Source organism: Bradyrhizobium sp. ORS 278, assembly GCF_000026145.1.
In the GTDB taxonomy this organism is placed as follows: domain Bacteria; phylum Pseudomonadota; class Alphaproteobacteria; order Rhizobiales; family Xanthobacteraceae; genus Bradyrhizobium.
Window position 1 is genome coordinate 4160265 of sequence record NC_009445.1, and the last position, 15670, is coordinate 4175934.

Sequence of the window (15670 nt, forward strand, 5' to 3'; positions counted from 1 at the left end):
GCGAGAGCGCCAGAAGGAGTCCTCCTCCTGGCGCTCTCATAAGAGAACAAAGGGAAGGACCGGACCGAGAGCGCCGGCCCGCAGGTTAAGGGAGAGCCACAGCGATCAGGAAAGATGCACGACCCCTACCCCACAAACCGAGTCGCCACGCGTTGGAGGGATTCCAGGGTGAGACCGGGAACCGGTCGCAAGATCGGGGCAACTTCTTGTCGGGACCGTGTACCGAAATTCCACCCACAGCATATGTTGCAAGGATGCCACGACTGAAATCAACGAGTTAGAACATTTCTATGGGTTTCCGTGCCCCGGCTGCGACACCAGGCGCATGCCCGAACATCATCACGTTTGAGGACTCGGCGACGCTTCTTTTGGCCCCATTGGAGCAAATAATTCCCAAGTGCTCTGAGGCCGCGACATTTCGCCCGCTCCGAGAGGAGTGAACGAGGCGTCGCAGCCCGATCAACGCCCGCGTGCTGCCCAATCCGCCAAGCAGCTGACGCCGGGTTGAAACTTGGGGAGATAATGTGATGGCAGCCAATACCTTCAACCCGACGGCGCTGGCGAATGGCACGTCCAATCTGCTGGTTCGCGCCTCGGCGTTGAACCTTTCGACCGACCTCGTCCAGGCCGGTGTCGTGTTCAACGACGCCGTTCGCATTTCGACGGGCCTGTTCTCCACACCGCAGAACAGCGGCAACTCCAATCCTTTCCTCGGCAGCTACACGACCGATCTGCATGCCGTGCAGAACGACATCGCCGCGATGCTGGCCAATCCGGGCCAGGTGACGCTGGGCGGCAAGGCGTTCACGCTCAACGCCACGGACACCGCCGTGTTGACGCAGGTGCAGAACGAGATCACGACGCTGATCAACGCTGCGCCGAACACGACCAATCCCAACACGCTGGCCGAGGCCGACCAGACCATTCACAACGTGCAGCAGATGATCCTGCAGCAGATCCAGGGCGATGCGCATCTGTCCTCGGCGCTGAACAACGTGCAGTTCCTCGCCAATACCGGCGCAATGGACGTCGCGTTCCAATCGCTTCCCGCAGGCAATGACGGCACGGCCAATCTCGCGGCCGCCACCGGCGGTGACCTCGCGGCCATCGGCCAGGTCTTCAATGCGGCAGCCGACCTCGCGCTCGGTGGCATCAGCGCCAACACTCTTGGCCAGATCACCGCCGACTTCACCGCGGTCCAGCAGGGCCTGATGGCCATCATCAACGATCCCGCGAAGCTCGCTGCGCTCGAGGCGGGTCAGACCGCCGTCGACGCTCAGACCACGACGCTGCATCTGATGACGCTGGCCGGCCAGATCGGCCTGCAGCTCAACAAGTACGACAGTGCTGAGACCCAGGCTAGTCCGACCGCCCTGCGCGGCACCGCCGACAACATTCTGGACATGATCGACGTTTTCCAGAACGACGCGACCCTCAACAAGGCCGCGGGCGGAACGGGAACGCCTGGGCATGGCGGCGGCTTCTCGGAAATGCCGGGCGGCCTGACGGGCACGGTGACCCGCTTCCAGGACAACCAGGTTCAGACCAACTTCTGGGCCTCGTTCCTCGCCGAAGCCAATACTCTTGGCGCCAAGCTCAACGCCGTCGCGAACGGCACCGCGACAGCGACCCAGGACATCATCACACAGATCGCGAACTACCAGAACTTCGGCGTGCAGTTCAACAATGCGCAAGGCGCCGTGTTCCAGGGCCGCTTCGACAACGAGCTCGCCGCGGGCGCGCTGCAGTCCGACTCCGCCATGGCGACCAAGGCGCTGATGGGCATCATGAACGGTGATACCGGCGCCGCGCTGGCGACCGACCAGGCCATGCTCAAGGCCGCAGCGGCCAACTTCATCGGCAATGCCGGCGACATCGGCGGCAACAACATCGCGATCGGCGGCGTGGACTACGTGGGTTCGGCCACGTCATTCCTGACCGCCACCGCCGTGAACGGCATCGCGATGGGCACGGGCGCGCCGGCAGGCGCCAACCCGAACATCGCCAACGGTACCGGCGGCACGCCTGCGAGCACGACCACGCCGGGCGGCGGCGGGATGGCCGGTGGCGGAGCTGCGGGCGGCGGCGCTGCAGGAGGCGGTGCTGCAGGCGGCGGAGCCGCGGGCGGTGGCACCACCGGCGGAGGCACGACGGGCGGCGGTGCCGCCGGCGGAGGTACGACCGGCGGCAATACCGGCACCGGTAATAACACCGGCAACAATCAGACGACCACGACGCATCACTGTCACCACCACCATCACAGCCACGACCATCATACGGCGGCGGCAGCTGCGGCTGCCACGGCGGGTGCGGCGGCGGGCGCTGCGGACATGTCGCACCACCACGCGATGCATCACATGTGGGGCTGAGCCCGTCCGCGACGCATTCTCGCTTCCGCCGGCACAGATTGCATCTGTGCCGGCGTTGTCGCTTTCGGGAGCAAGCGATCCCGAGCAGACCGAAGAGCACGAACGTGTCACCCGCGCCGGTCGAACGTTTCTAGACCATCGATCGCGTTCGGCCTCGCCTTAGCCTCCGTTTCGCTTCATTCCGCCCAGACAACGGTTTCGGTCGAACATTCAGTAAGTTGTGCACATGAACGAGCTCGCCGTCGCCATCCGCCCTCGCCTCGTCTCCGCGACCGCCGATGACGGACAAGCGCCGTCAGCCGCGATCAACGAACGCGCGTTGCGCGTCGCCGAAGAGGCTTATCGCAAGGTGCTGGAGCTCCAGCCCCGGCACTTCCGGACGCTGTGCAGCCTGGCAATGGTCCGGCTGCAACTCGGCGATACGCATGAGGCGCGGAAGCTGCTGGACCAGGCCGCGGAGGAAGCCGGCGAGTCCGCGGAGCTGCATTTGTCGCTCGGCAAGACCTATGGAGGTCTCGGCGATCTCGCCAAGGCGAGCACGCATCTGCAACGCGCCGTCGAACTCGACGATCAATCCGGCGAAGCGCGGCTTCTGCTCGGCAGCGCGCTCACGAGCCTCGGTGATTCCGTCGGCGCCGTGCGACATCTCGAGCTGGCGCTGGCCGCACACCCCAACGACGCCGACGCGCATCAGGCCCTCGGTTTCGCGCTGCAGCGGCTCGGCCAATTCGAGCGCGCGCTGTCGCATCACGAGGCCGCGCTCGCGGCACGGCCAAACTTCGCGGCCGCCGCCGGCAGCCTGGGTGACGCCTGCCGCATGCTCGGGCGGCATGCCGAGGCGATTGCCCACTACCAGCGGGCGCTGGCAATCCAGCCGAATGCGCCGGTCGTGCTGCTGAACATCGGCGGCTGCCAGCAGGCGATCGGCCAGGCTGATGCGGCGATCCGCACCTATCAGCAGGCGCTTGCCGTGAGTCCTCATCTGGCAGAGGCGCACTACAATCTCGGCAATCTCCACCTGGAGATGAACAGCTGGCCGGCCGCGATCTTCCACTACGAGCGCGCCATCGCCGAACGCCCGGACTTCCCCGAGGCGCACAACAATCTCGCCAACGCGCTGCAATCGCGCGGCAGATCGGACGAGGCGCTGGCTCACTACGCTGAAGCTCTGCGCAGGCGTCCCGACTACGCGACGGCCCACCGCAACCGCGGCGACACGCTGCGCGACGTGAAGCGTTTCGAGGAGGCGATCGCGAGCTATCGCACCGCCCTCAGCCATGACCCGCGCGATGTCACCACGATGAACCATCTGGCCGGCGTGCTGATGATCCTGGGCCGGCTCGACGAGGCGGCACAAGCCTACCAGATGGCGCTGGCGGTCAATCCCCGCAACGTCGGCGTTCACCTGAACTACGGCATCGTCAAACCGTTCACGGTCGACGACCAGCGCTGGGCTCCGCTCCTCGAGCAGGCGGCGAGCCCGGAGACGCTGAGTGAGGACGGCCGCATCGCGCTGCACTTCACGCTCGGCCGGGCCTATGCCGACATTAAGGACGGCGAGCGGTCGCTGCTCCATCTCAACGCCGGAAACGGCCTCGAGCGGCGGCGCATCAACTACGATGAGAACCAGACGTTGCGCCAGATCGAGCGCATCCGCGCGGTGTTCTCGAAGGACCTGCTGCAGGCGCGGGCGGGCCACGGAGATCCGTCGCAAGCGCCGGTCTTCATTATCGGCATGCCGCGCTCCGGCACCAGCCTGGTCGAGCAGATGATCGCCAGCCATCCCGCCGTGCATGGCGCCGGCGAGGTCAACTATTTCGCGGCAGCGGCCGGGCTGTTCACCGATCGGGCTCGCGGCGAATTTCCTGAGATGCTCGCCAATCTGTCCGACGCGGACTTCGGGACGTTGGCGAACGCCTATCTCAAGCGTTTCGCGGACCTGCCGGACGACACCAGGCGCATCGTCGACAAGATGCCGTCGAACTTCCTGTTCGCCGGTCTGATCCATCTCGCGCTGCCGAATGCCCGGATCATTCATGTCCGACGCAATCCGATCGATACCTGCCTGTCCTGCTACACCCAGCTGTTTGCCGAGCCGCAGCCGTTCGCCTACGACTTGGCGGAGCTCGGGCGCTACTTCAGGGCCTATGAGAGCCTCATGAGTCACTGGCGGGCGGTCCTGCCGCGGGACGTCATGCTGGAAGTGTCCTACGAGGACGTGGTGCGCGACTTCGAGCCCAATGCCCGCAAGATCGTCGCCCATTGCGGTCTCGACTGGGACAATGCCTGCCTGTCGTTCCACGAGACCGAGCGGCCGGTGAGCACCGCAAGCCTTGTGCAGGTGCGCAAGCCGCTGTTCAGTGGATCCGTCGGCCGCTGGCGCATGTATGGCGACCGTCTGAAGCCCCTGCTCGACGCGCTCGGCACCGAGGCGATCAGGCCGACCATCGCCGAGGCGATCGCCGGTGTGGCCCAGCCTCAGCCGGCCAACGTCGCGCCGCCGGTGGTCACGCCGCCGACGGACTCGCGCCCGTTCGACGCGACGCGCCTCGCATCGCTGCAGACGCTGGCGGACGGCGTCGTCGCGGTCGCCAAGAAATTGCAGATGCGCGGCGAGCTCGGCGATGCCGAGCAGATCCTCAAGCTGATCCTGGCCGGCCAGCCGACCAATTTCGATGCGCTCGTCGGCCTCGGCATGATCCGCACCACCGCCAACCGCCTCGACGAGGCCAAGGACTATTTCCAGCGCGCGGTCGCGGTGAACGACAAATCCGCCGAGGCCCATGGCAGCATCGGCGCCGTCGAAGCCTCCGCAGGCCGCTACGAGGCCGCGGTCCAGCACTATGAGACCGCATTGTCACTCTCGCCGAGCCATCCCGGCATTCTCTACGGCTTCGCGATGGTTCGGCAGAACCAGGGCCTGATCGAGGAGTCGACGGCGCTGCTGCGGCGGGCGATCGACAACAAGCCGCAGCACCTCGACGCGCATTTCGCGCTCGGCAACCTGCTCTACACGGCGGGGAAAGACATCGAGGCGGCGAAGCACTACCTCAAGGTTCTCGACTTCAGTCCCGAGCATGCCGAGACCCACAACAACATCGCCAACGTCCTGTTGCGCCAGGGTCATCGCGAGCGCGCGATCGAGCACTACAAGCGCGCGATCGCAAGCAGGCCGGACTACGCCGACGCCTATGGCAATCTCGGCAATGCGTTCCTGGAGCTGAATCAGCTCGAGCAGTCGATCGAGCAGAACCTTCTGGCCATCAAGATCAAGCCGGAGCGCTTCGGCTCCTACAACAATCTGGGTGTCGCCTATCAGGCGCTCGGGCGTTTCGAGGAGGCGACCGCGGCGTTCCAGAAGGCCTTGGAACTGGCGCCGGACGACGCGCCGATCCACCTCAATCTCGCGAACATGTCGAAGTTCAAGCCGGACGACAGCCGGCTGCCGGCCCTGAAGGCGCTGATCGAGCGCGTCGACCAGCTCGACCAGGAAAAGCAGATCGCGGCCCATTTCGCGTTCGGCAAGGCGCTGTCCGACCTGAAGGACTACGACGCCGCCTTTTCGCACTTGCACAAGGCCAATACGCTCAAGCGCAAGAGCTTCGACTACGATTCCGAGCAGCGGCTCGCGATGATGAAAAACGTCGCCGCCCGCTTCACGCCCGAGTTCTTCCGCACTGTGGCGGGGCATGGCGACGACTCCTGGGCGCCCATCTTCATCGTCGGCATGCCGCGCTCCGGGACCACGCTCATGGAGCAGGTGCTGGCGAGCCATTCCAAGGTGTTCGGTGCCGGCGAGCTCGAGACCTTCAAGGATCTGGTCGGCGAATGCGCCAGTCGCCAGAAGGTCATTCCAGCCTATCCCGACCTGGTCGCCCTGCTCCCGCCCGAGGAGATGACGAGGCTCGGACAGGAGTACACCGCCCGCGTGCGCGTGCTCGCGCCCGGGGCCGAGCGGATCGTTGACAAGATGCCGCTGAACTTCATCTTCGTCGGACTGATCCACGCGGCATTCCCGCGCGCCCGGATCATCAATACGCGACGCGACCCGCTCGACAATTGCGTGTCATGCTATCAGCTGCTGTTCACGGGGTCGCAGCCCTTCGCCTACGACCTGACCGAGCTCGGTCATTATTACCGCGGCTACGAGGGCGTGATGGAGCACTGGCACAAGGTGCTGCCGCCTGGCATCCTGATGGATGTGCAATATGAGGATCTGGTCGACGACCTCGAGGGCGTCTCACGCCGCGTGCTCGCCCATTGCGGGCTCGACTGGGAGGATGCCTGCCTCGATTTCCATCAGACCGAGCGCATGGTGCGGACCGCGAGCCTGATGCAGGTGCGCGAACCGATCTACCGGCGCTCGATCGGGAGCTGGCGCCGCTACGAGAAGCATCTCGGACCGCTGTGCGAGGCGCTCGGCATCGCCTACCCGCCTCCGCCGCCGGAAGCGGACTGACCGCCGGCAAATAACCGGGTGCTGTTGCCCAGGGATCGGTGACAGGCGCGGCACCCGGCTATCCGGCCGCGCGGCGGAGCGGCAGGGACAGTGTGCGGGAGGGCGTTTAAGAAATTATCTCCATCATACGCACAGGCCTCAATTTTACTACGCAAGAGAGGCAGCTAATTACACAACCAAAGGCTGTATTCTTTAGGTTCAACTCAGGCTTGCGCGAGCTACGTTCGTAGACCGGGCAGTGTCGGTTTGAACGAGCGCATAGCGCGGGATTGTCCGTTCCTGGCGAAACGCTGATAGTTCAGCTCATTAGTTCAAGTTCCCGAGACGTCTTGCCGCGTCGCAAGGTCATTCCGGACCCGGCCGCACCGGCGATCGGCACGGACGGCCGGCCGCGAGCCGCGCCGGCTTGCTCTTCACCCAACTCGCTCGGCGACCGGACGAATCGACCGGCTTGACGGGGTCTCGTCATTCGGAACACGGGTCCGACGGGTCGACTGACCTGTTACCGTCCAGACGGCTGGGGTGTGAGGAAGGCGCAGCGGGCGCTTGACCTCGGCGCCAAGGCTTGGTTTGACCCGACTGGACGCTCCCGCCCCCATCATGGAAGATCCCGAACCATGCGTATCACCCTCGTCGGCTCCCGACATTTCGGTGTCGCCACACTGAATATGCTGCGCGACAGAGGCATCGAGATCGCACGCGTGGTCGTGCATGACGGCGAGGATCGGCTCGCCGCAGCAGCGCGATCGGCCGGGATCGAGGTGGTCGTCCAGGCCGATCCCAAGGTCGTCCCCGCGAGCGAGATCGCGCCAGGGACCGACCTGATCGTCACCGCCCATAGCCACGCCCGTGTCAGCCAGGAGGCGGTGGCCGCCGCCAAGCTCGGCGGCATCGGCTACCATCCGTCGCTGCTGCCGCGTCACCGCGGCATCGCAGCCGTGGAGTGGACCATCAAGGAGGGCGATGCGATCGCGGGCGGCACCATCTACCATCTGGCCGAGCGGATGGACGCCGGCGCCATCGCCGCCCAGGACTGGTGCTTCGTCAGGAAGGGCGAAACCGCTCGCGAATTGTGGGAGCGCGCGCTGGCGCCGCTTGGCCTCAAGCTGCTCGGCGACGTCGTCGAATCAGCCAAGGCCACCGGCACGATCCCCGCCAAGCCGCAGGACGAGCAGTTCGCGACCAAGGCCCCAAGCCTCACGCCGCACTGACCGAGCAAACCTCGCCGGAGCCTGCGCGCCCGTAGCCGCGATCCACCGTCGGACCAGGCCGCGATCACGAACTGCCGTTCGAACAACGCCAGGATGTGGCGCAGGTCTGCTCATGTTGTGCGCGAAGGCGCAATTCGCTCACAATACCGCCCAAATGGCTGCCAAGCGGGTTCCGCGTTAATCGTTAATAGGCTGAAACTGCTTGATAAAATCGCATTTCGGCAATGCGGCAAATTTTCGTCACAATTTGTCCAAATAAGCTGATCCATCAAAGATATCGAGGGACAAGATTCATGCGTCTCGACCGCATTGGAATGGCATTCGCCGCGTCGATTTTGGTGGGCAGCTCGGCGGCCCCCGCATTCGCCCAGTCGCCCTATGATGGCCAGTGGCAGGTTACGATCGTCACCAGCAGCGGTAGCTGCGAGCCCACGGCCAGCTCGACCCTGACGGTTGCAGACGGTAAGATTTCTGCGGCCGGCGCGAACGTCTCGGGATCCATTGGGCGCGAAGGCCTGGTCAAGGTCTCAATCAATGGCGCATATGCGAATGGTCAGCTCAGCGGCAATTCCGGCTCTGGAAAATGGAACGGCGCATCGGCGGGGATTCCCTGCAGCGGGCGCTGGCAGGCGTCCCGCCTGTAACCAGAGATCTCACCTGGACCCCTTCAAACGGCGGCTCTCGATAGCCGCCGTTTTGATGTCGACGCTGCTGGCAGCGTCGCCGGGACGCGCCGATCCCGGTCCCTTCACCGGCATGGCCGGGACATGGGGAGGTAGCGGCACGGTGGCGCTCGAGGACGGATCGACTGAACGAATCCGTTGCCGCGCGACCTACGGCGTATCGGGCCAGCGCATGAGCTTGGCCCTCACCTGCGCCAGCGACGCCTACAAGTTCGGTCTGCAGGCCGACCTGATTGCCGAGGGCTCGGCGATCTCGGGCAGCTGGACCGAGACCAGCCGCGGCGCCAGTGGCGTGCTGCAGGGACGCGGCGGTGGCGGCAACTTCCAGCTGGTCGCGACCACCGCCGGCTTCAATGCCAACATCGCGCTGGCCACCCGCGGCAATAAGCAGTCGGTCTCGATCCGAGCCGACAGCCAGTTCCGCGCAGCAAACATCTCGCTCTCGCGGTGACGGCGTTCAGGCGCGCTTGGCGCCCTGGCCTGCGGACGGAGCCGGAGCCAGCTGGGCTGCGGTCCGCTTGATGGTCTTGGCAACGAGCAGCGCCTGCTCGCGGGTCATGGCGAAGTCCTGCACACCCTTGTGCGTGGTCAGCGACAGCACCAGGAGATGAGGCTCGCGCTCCGGCCAGCCCGTGGCAAAGGCGGTGAGGAAGTCGGCTGAGGCGGCACGTTCGGTCATGTGTCAAAGCTGCCCTTGGCTGTTTCGCGGCGGTCGCTTTAGGACGAAACGCCGTCACACTCCATGTTTTTCTAAGCAGGTCTTTCCAGACAGTTTTACAGGCCCCGCGTATGCCAATAAGCAGCGCGCGTTGATGCACTGCACCGTTGATTTCATTTGCAATGCCCTGCACGCGAGGTGATACAGCCGCTCCGCCTGCCCCGCATCTTCCGCCCCATGAATCGCCCCGCTTCAAAATTGATGGCCGCACTCTGGATGACCGGCTGGCTCAGCCTCATGCTGGTGATGGCCGTGGCCGGTCGCGAGGCCATGCGCGAGCTCAACGTCTTCGAGCTGATGGAGCTGCGATGCCTCATCGGCCTGGTGATGCTGTCGCCGGTGATCGCGCTCAGCGGCGGGATAGCCACGCTGCGCACGACGCGGCTCAAGCAGCACGCCGCCCGCAACCTGATCCATTACGGCGCGCAGCTCGGCTGGTTCTTCGCGCTGACCCTGATCCCGATCGGCCAGGTGGTCGCGATCGAGTTCACGATGCCGATCTGGACCGCCCTGCTCGCTGCCACGTTCCTTGGCGAGCGCATCACCTTGTTCAAGCTCGCGGCGATCGTTCTCGGCCTGGTCGGCGTCGTGGTGATCGTGCGCCCGGACACGGGCGCGATCAACCCGGGCCAGCTGATTGCGCTGGCGGCCGCCGTCGGCTTCGGCATCTCGATCGCGCTGGTCAAGTTCCTGACGCGCTCCGAGCCGACCGTCTCGATCATCTTCTGGATGCTGGCGGTGCAAGCGGTGGCCGGCGCGGTTCCAACCTTGCTGCTGTGGACGCCGCCGTCGGCCGCGGCCTGGGGCTGGATCCTGCTGGTCGCCCTCTGCGGCACCTTCTCGCATTTCTGCATGGCGCGCGCGATGCTCTATGCCGACGCCACGATCGTCATCCCGATGGACTTCCTGCGCGTGCCCTTGACCGCGACTGTCGGCTGGCTGGTCTATTCGGAGCGCCTCGACAGTTTCACCGTGCTGGGCGCCGCGCTGATTCTCGCCGGCAATCTGTTGAACCTCCGGCCCCCGCAGCCGCAACCGGTGGCTATCAAGGCGTCATCGCAAGGCTGAGCCGGTCCTCGGCGAGACTCCCTTACCCCCGGAATGTGACACTCGTCACGCAACCGTTGGTATACGTGCAGCGAGCGTTGGCTTCGCGCAACACTCCCGATTTGCATTGTGGCGAAAACGAGATTTTTTGTTTGGGAACAAGACTTTTCCGGGCGATCCGCGACTAATGGGGCAGTGACCGCTTCGCTTGATCGTTGGGGGATCTCCTGATGCGCTTTCTCACCATCACCCTGTCCCTGCTCTGCATGGTGCTGACCGCCGAGGCGGCCAAGGCCGACCGCCGTGTCGCCTTCGTCGTCGGCAACGGCGCCTACAAGAGCGTGATGCCGCTGCCGAACCCGCCCGTGGACGCCAAGGCCATGGCGGCGACCTTGCGCAATGTCGGCTTCGACGTCGTCGAGGGCACCAATCTCACGCGCGACAAGATGACCGAGAAGCTGCTCGACTTCGGGCGCAAGGCGCAGGGCGCCGACATCGCGGTGTTCTATTACGCCGGCCACGGCATCGCGATCTCCGGCACCAACTATCTGCTGCCAGTCGATGCCGACCTGAAGTCGGAGATGGACGTCAAGCTGGGCTCGGCGATCAATATCGACGTGACGCTCGACCAGACCATGGGCGACGCCAAGGTCAAGCTGGTGTTCCTCGATGCCTGCCGCGACAACCCGTTCGCCGCCAAGATCAAGTCGAACTCGCCGACCCGCAGCGTCGCTGTGCAGAGCGGCCTGGCCGAAATGAAGTCGGGTGAAGGCACCTTGATCGCGTTCGCGACCGGTCCCGGCCAGACGGCGCTCGACGGCGACGCCGGCGCCAACAGCCCGTTCACCCGCGCGCTGATCTCGCACATCGCCCAGCCCGGCGTGGAGATCCAGCAGGCGATGACCGCGGTGCGCGCGCAGGTCAACGAGGAGACCAACAAGGGCCAGCTGCCCTGGGGTCACACCAACCTGATCGGCGCGGTCTATCTCAACCCCTCCGCCGCCCCCGCGGCGACCACGGCAGCAACCGCCGGCGCGACGCCGGCTGCCGCAACCGCGAGCCCGACCGCCGCCGAGGCCGAGCTCGAGTTCTGGCGCTCGGTGAAGGATTCCAACAAGCCCGAAGAGCTCAACGCCTATCTCAAGACCTATCCGAACGGCCAGTTCAAGTCGCTGGCAATGGCCCGTATCGCCTCGATCGAGACCGGCGCCGTCAACACTGCGACCCGCAACGTCGCCAAGGGCGTCGACCCCGCGACCTACACCGAGGAAGGCACCCAGGTCACCGAGGACCAGATCGGCCTCGACAAGACCAAGCGCCGCGATGTGCAGCGCCGCCTGACCGGCCTCGGCTTCGACACCAAGATGACCGGTGTGTTCGACGACGAGACCCGCGGCGTGATGAAGCGCTGGCAGGCCGCGCGGGGCTTTCCCTCGACCGGCTTTTTGACCAAGCTGCAGCACAAGGCATTGCTCGCCGAGCCGCAGCCGGCGCCGGCGACCGCCGCGGTCGGCGATGAGGCCAAGCCGCGCCGGCCCAAGCCGGCCGGCAACGTCGCCGCCGGCAATCCACCGCCGCAGGGCGCGCCGGTCTATCGCAACCCGCCGCCGCAGCAGGACAACGCTGGCAATGCCGCCGGCGCCGCCTTCATCGGCGGCATGATGGGCGGCGTGCTCGGCAGCGCGCTGCGCCGGTAATCCCTGTCTTTCTTTCCGCAGAACAGCCCGCGCCGGCATCGGCGCGGGCTTTTTGCTGTCCGGACTTGGATCGGCTTCCGTCGCAACCATCGATTTGGCGTGGGCAAATCACGGCTTTTTGGTGTAGAGATGATGGCAGACCTCGGCTGCCGATCATGCTCTCGACCAAGGAGTTTTCCGATGCGGGGGATCAGCCTCATTCAGGCTCTCGTGCTCGCGCTGGTGACGTCCGCCCTGGCGGCAGGTGCCGCCCAGGCCGACCGGCGCGTGGCGTTCGTGGTCGGCAACGGCGCCTACAAGAACGTAGCCCAGCTCCCGAACCCGCCGGTCGACGCCAGGGCGATGGCGGTCACGCTGCGCAATGTCGGCTTCGACGTGGTCGAGGGGACCAACCTCAACCGCGAGCAGATGACCGAGAAGCTCTTGGAATTCGGCCGCCGCAGCCAGGGCGCCGACGTGGCCGTGTTCTATTACGCCGGCCACGGCATCGCGATCTCCGGCACCAACTACCTGCTTCCCATCGATGCCGACATCAAGTCGGAGATGGACGCGAAGCTCGGCGCCGCGATCAATGTCGACGTGACGCTCGATCAGACACTGGCTGACGCCAAGGTCAAGCTGGTGTTCCTGGACGCCTGCCGCGACAACCCGTTCGCCGCCAAGATCAAGTCGAACGCGTCGACGCGCAGCGTCTCGGTGCAGACCGGGCTCGCCGAGATGAAGTCCGGCGAAGGCACGTTGATCGCGTTCGCCACCGGCCCGGGCCAGACCGCGCTCGACGGCGACGCCGGCACCAACAGCCCGTTCACCCGCGCGCTGATCGCCCACATCACCGAGCCAGGCGTCGAGATCCAGCAGGCGATGACCGCGGTGCGCGCCCAGGTGAACGAGGAGACCGCCAAGGGACAGCTGCCCTGGGGCCATACCAACCTGATCGGCGCGGTCTATCTCAACCCGGCCGCCACCGGAGCGACCGCAGCCGGCGCTCCGCCAGTCGCGGTCGCTGCCGTGCAGCCCGCCAACGATGTCGAATTGGAGTTCTGGCGCTCGGTCAAAGACACCAACAAGGCCGAGGAGCTCAAGGCGTACCTGACCAACTATCCCAACGGTCAGTTCAGATCGCTGGCGCTCGCCCGCGTCGCTTCTCTCGAGAACGGCGCGTCGACCACGACGCGCAACCTGACCACCGGCGTCGATCCCCTGACCTTCACCGAACCGGGCACGCAGATCACCGAAGACCAGATCGGTCTCGACAAGGGCCAGCGCCGCGACGTGCAGCGCCGCCTCACCGGTCTCGGCTTCGACACCAAGACCAGCGGCAAGTTCGACGAGGCGACACGCGCCGTGCTCAAGCGCTGGCAGGCCGCCCGCGGCTATCCGTCGAGCGGCTATCTGACGAAGCTGCAGCACAAGGCCCTGCTCGCCGAGATCATCCCGGCCGCGTCAACGGCCAGCGCAAGCGAGGAGGAGCCGCGGCCAGCCCGCCGCGCGCAACGCAGCAGCGGGGGCGGCGGTGGCGGCTATCATCGCAGCAGCGGCCCGGACGCCGGTGCGGCGTTCATCGGCGGCATGATGGGCGGCATGCTCGGCGGCGCGTTCCGCCGCTGAAGATCCAGGCTCTGCCTGCAGGCCCGCGTCGACAGGCGCGGGCCTCTGCGTCCGCTCCACGCCAGCGATGCGGCGATCACGCGGAGACGGCACTGCGCTTGCGGTCGATCGCCTCGCGCACGAAGAGGAGCAGTTCCTCACGCTTGAACGGCTTCAAGATCACACGTCTGCGGCCAATGCGATGATCCCCCGCCTCCCCAAGGATCGGGTCGTTCGAGTAGCCGGTCATGAAGACGACAGGCAGCTCAGGGTGCGTCACGGCGAGGCGCTGCGCCAGTTCGGGACCACTGAGCTGAGGCATCACGACGTCGCTCAGCACAAGGTCGATCGCCTGGTCGCATTGCTGCAGGAAGCGGTAGGCCTCGTCGCCATTGGTCATCGTCAGCACGGCGTAGCCCGCGCGCTGCAGCATCAACTCGGTCGCGCGCAGCGCCTGATAATTGTCCTCGACGAGCAGAATGGTTTCCTGGCCAGAGATGGCGTGGACCGGCAGCGGCTGATCGGGTTCCTGGGATGTCGTGGCCGGTGCGCGCGGCAGCAGCACCGTGAACGTGGTCCCCTCGCCGACCTTGCTCACCGCGCTGATATGACCCCCGGCCTGATTGATGATCCCGTAGCAGGTCGACAGCCCCAGTCCGGTGCCGCTCCCGCGCTTCTTGGTCGTGAAGAACGGATCGAAGATCAGCTCGAGATCGGCCGGAGAAATCCCGACCCCGGTGTCGATCACGGACATCACGACATAGTCGCCCGGCGGCACCGCCTCGTCCGCGCGCGAAATTGTCCGGTTGCCGACCAGGATCTCCAGGCGTCCCCCCGAGGTCATGGCGTCGCGGGCATTGAGGGCGAGATTGATGATCACCTGCTCGATCTGCCCGCGATCGGCCAGCACCGGCCAGCAGTCGCCCTCGACCATGGCCATCGTCTCGATGTTGCTCGGCAGCAGGCGGCGCAGCATCTTCTGGGTCTCGGCCATCACCGCCCCGAGGTCGAGCACCGCCAGGCGCAACGGCTGCTTGCGCGAGAATGCGAGCAGTTGCTGCGTGAGGGCGCGGCCGCGATCGACAGCCCTGATGATCTCGAGCACGTCCGACAGCCGTGGATCGTCGGTGGCGGCTTCATCGCGGATCATCTCCGCATAGATCATCATGACGAGAAGCAGATTGTTGAAATCGTGAGCGATGCCGCCGGCGAGCACGCCGACGGCCTCCATCTTCTGCGACTGGCGCAGCTGCTCGTTGAGCCTCTTCCGCTCCGTGACGTCGTGAATGAGCAAGAGCTGCGCGTCCTGCGACTTCCATTTGCACGGCGTCATCCGAACCTCGCAGCACCGCAGCTCCTTGTCGCGGTAGACCTCGATCTCGGCGACCTCGTTCTCCGTCACCGAAAAGCTGACGCGCTCGCCGATGAAATCCTGTTGCGCCTTGCCGAACAGCCGATGCGCCGCCCTATTGACGAATTCGACCTCTTGCCGGGCGTTCAGCACGATCAAGGCGTCCGGCAACACCTCGAGGAGCTGCTCGAACTGAAGACCCGAATCGACCACTGCTTGGCTGTTCAAGCCGCGGGCTCCTGCGCGCAACGGCTGGACGCCGGAGGCCGAATCCGGCTCGCCGCCGATCATGACCAGGGGGGCAGCGACCGACATCTCCCGCAGGATCGATACGGCGTCGACCTCCTGGTCTGCGATCGCGGCGGCGCTGAGCATCACCGAGTCGTAGCGGCTCGCGGCCAGACGGTCGCGCGCGCCGCCGAGATCCAGCACGCGACAGAGATCGATCGGCGGTTGATGCGCGGCAAACAGACGTCTCAACACCTGCGACGGATCGAACGCATCGTCAGCAACCAGGAGCATGCGATGGGACGGCGTCTGCAGCATCA

10 protein-coding genes are annotated in these 15670 nt (G+C 65.7%); 8 read left to right on the forward strand and 2 right to left on the reverse strand.

Translation table 11 applies throughout. The features are described 5' to 3' along the window. Positions 1-527 precede the first annotated feature (527 nt). The 5 genes from BRADO_RS18505 (at position 528) to BRADO_RS18525 (ending at position 9173) form a co-directional block, all read left to right on the forward strand. Complete coding sequence (locus BRADO_RS18505; RefSeq protein ID WP_011926862.1) at positions 528-2369, forward strand: hypothetical protein; 1842 nt, start codon at positions 528-530, stop codon at positions 2367-2369. A 226-nt stretch (positions 2370-2595) separates the two neighbouring features. Beyond that, positions 2596-6828 (forward strand): tetratricopeptide repeat-containing sulfotransferase family protein, encoded by a 4233-nt coding sequence (locus tag BRADO_RS18510; protein ID WP_011926863.1) that lies wholly within the window; start codon positions 2596-2598, stop codon positions 6826-6828. A gap of 617 nt (positions 6829-7445) precedes the next feature. Continuing rightward, positions 7446-8039: a formyltransferase family protein gene (locus BRADO_RS18515; protein WP_011926864.1), complete on the forward strand. Its 594-nt coding sequence runs from the start codon at positions 7446-7448 to the stop codon at positions 8037-8039. A 293-nt stretch (positions 8040-8332) separates the two neighbouring features. Further along, positions 8333-8683 carry a hypothetical protein gene (locus BRADO_RS18520; RefSeq protein WP_009027414.1) on the forward strand — a complete coding sequence of 117 codons (351 nt, stop codon included), beginning with the start codon at positions 8333-8335 and terminating at the stop codon, positions 8681-8683. A 55-nt stretch (positions 8684-8738) separates the two neighbouring features. Continuing rightward, positions 8739-9173 carry a hypothetical protein gene (locus BRADO_RS18525; protein ID WP_011926865.1) on the forward strand — a complete coding sequence of 145 codons (435 nt, stop codon included), beginning with the start codon at positions 8739-8741 and terminating at the stop codon, positions 9171-9173. A 6-nt stretch (positions 9174-9179) separates the two neighbouring features. Here the strand turns inward: BRADO_RS18525 and BRADO_RS18530 are convergent, their stop codons facing one another. Next, a complete protein-coding gene (locus BRADO_RS18530) occupies positions 9180-9401 on the reverse strand; it encodes a hypothetical protein (RefSeq protein WP_011926866.1) in 222 nt (73 codons plus the stop codon). Between the two features lie 216 nt (positions 9402-9617). Here BRADO_RS18530 and BRADO_RS18535 point away from each other — a divergent pair, with 216 nt between their 5' ends. From BRADO_RS18535 to BRADO_RS18545, 3 genes are all read left to right on the forward strand, one after another. Then, the gene (locus tag BRADO_RS18535) at positions 9618-10508 is read left to right on the forward strand and encodes a DMT family transporter (protein WP_011926867.1); all 891 of its coding nucleotides are present in this window, start codon (positions 9618-9620) and stop codon (positions 10506-10508) included. A gap of 209 nt (positions 10509-10717) precedes the next feature. Then, a complete protein-coding gene (locus BRADO_RS18540; RefSeq protein ID WP_011926868.1) occupies positions 10718-12184 on the forward strand; it encodes a caspase family protein in 1467 nt (488 codons plus the stop codon). A gap of 180 nt (positions 12185-12364) precedes the next feature. Continuing rightward, entirely contained in the window at positions 12365-13792 is a 1428-nt protein-coding gene (locus BRADO_RS18545; RefSeq protein ID WP_011926869.1) for a caspase family protein, read from the forward strand. A gap of 76 nt (positions 13793-13868) precedes the next feature. Here BRADO_RS18545 and BRADO_RS18550 read toward each other — a convergent pair whose 3' ends face one another. After that, on the reverse strand, positions 13869-15668 hold the full coding sequence (locus BRADO_RS18550; protein ID WP_011926870.1) for an ATP-binding protein: 1800 nt from the start codon (positions 15666-15668) through the stop codon (positions 13869-13871). Positions 15669-15670 lie beyond the last annotated feature (2 nt).

Coding starts and splice junctions, on each gene's coding strand:
- BRADO_RS18505 (WP_011926862.1), top strand. CDS start 528: ATGGCAGCCAATACCTTCAACCCGACGGCGCTGGCGAATGGCACGTCC.
- BRADO_RS18510 (WP_011926863.1), top strand. CDS start 2,596: ATGAACGAGCTCGCCGTCGCCATCCGCCCTCGCCTCGTCTCCGCGACC.
- BRADO_RS18515 (WP_011926864.1), top strand. CDS start 7,446: ATGCGTATCACCCTCGTCGGCTCCCGACATTTCGGTGTCGCCACACTG.
- BRADO_RS18520 (WP_009027414.1), top strand. CDS start 8,333: ATGCGTCTCGACCGCATTGGAATGGCATTCGCCGCGTCGATTTTGGTG.
- BRADO_RS18525 (WP_011926865.1), top strand. CDS start 8,739: ATGTCGACGCTGCTGGCAGCGTCGCCGGGACGCGCCGATCCCGGTCCC.
- BRADO_RS18530 (WP_011926866.1), bottom strand. CDS start 9,401: ATGACCGAACGTGCCGCCTCAGCCGACTTCCTCACCGCCTTTGCCACG.
- BRADO_RS18535 (WP_011926867.1), top strand. CDS start 9,618: ATGAATCGCCCCGCTTCAAAATTGATGGCCGCACTCTGGATGACCGGC.
- BRADO_RS18540 (WP_011926868.1), top strand. CDS start 10,718: ATGCGCTTTCTCACCATCACCCTGTCCCTGCTCTGCATGGTGCTGACC.
- BRADO_RS18545 (WP_011926869.1), top strand. CDS start 12,365: ATGCGGGGGATCAGCCTCATTCAGGCTCTCGTGCTCGCGCTGGTGACG.
- BRADO_RS18550 (WP_011926870.1), bottom strand. CDS start 15,668: ATGCTGCAGACGCCGTCCCATCGCATGCTCCTGGTTGCTGACGATGCG.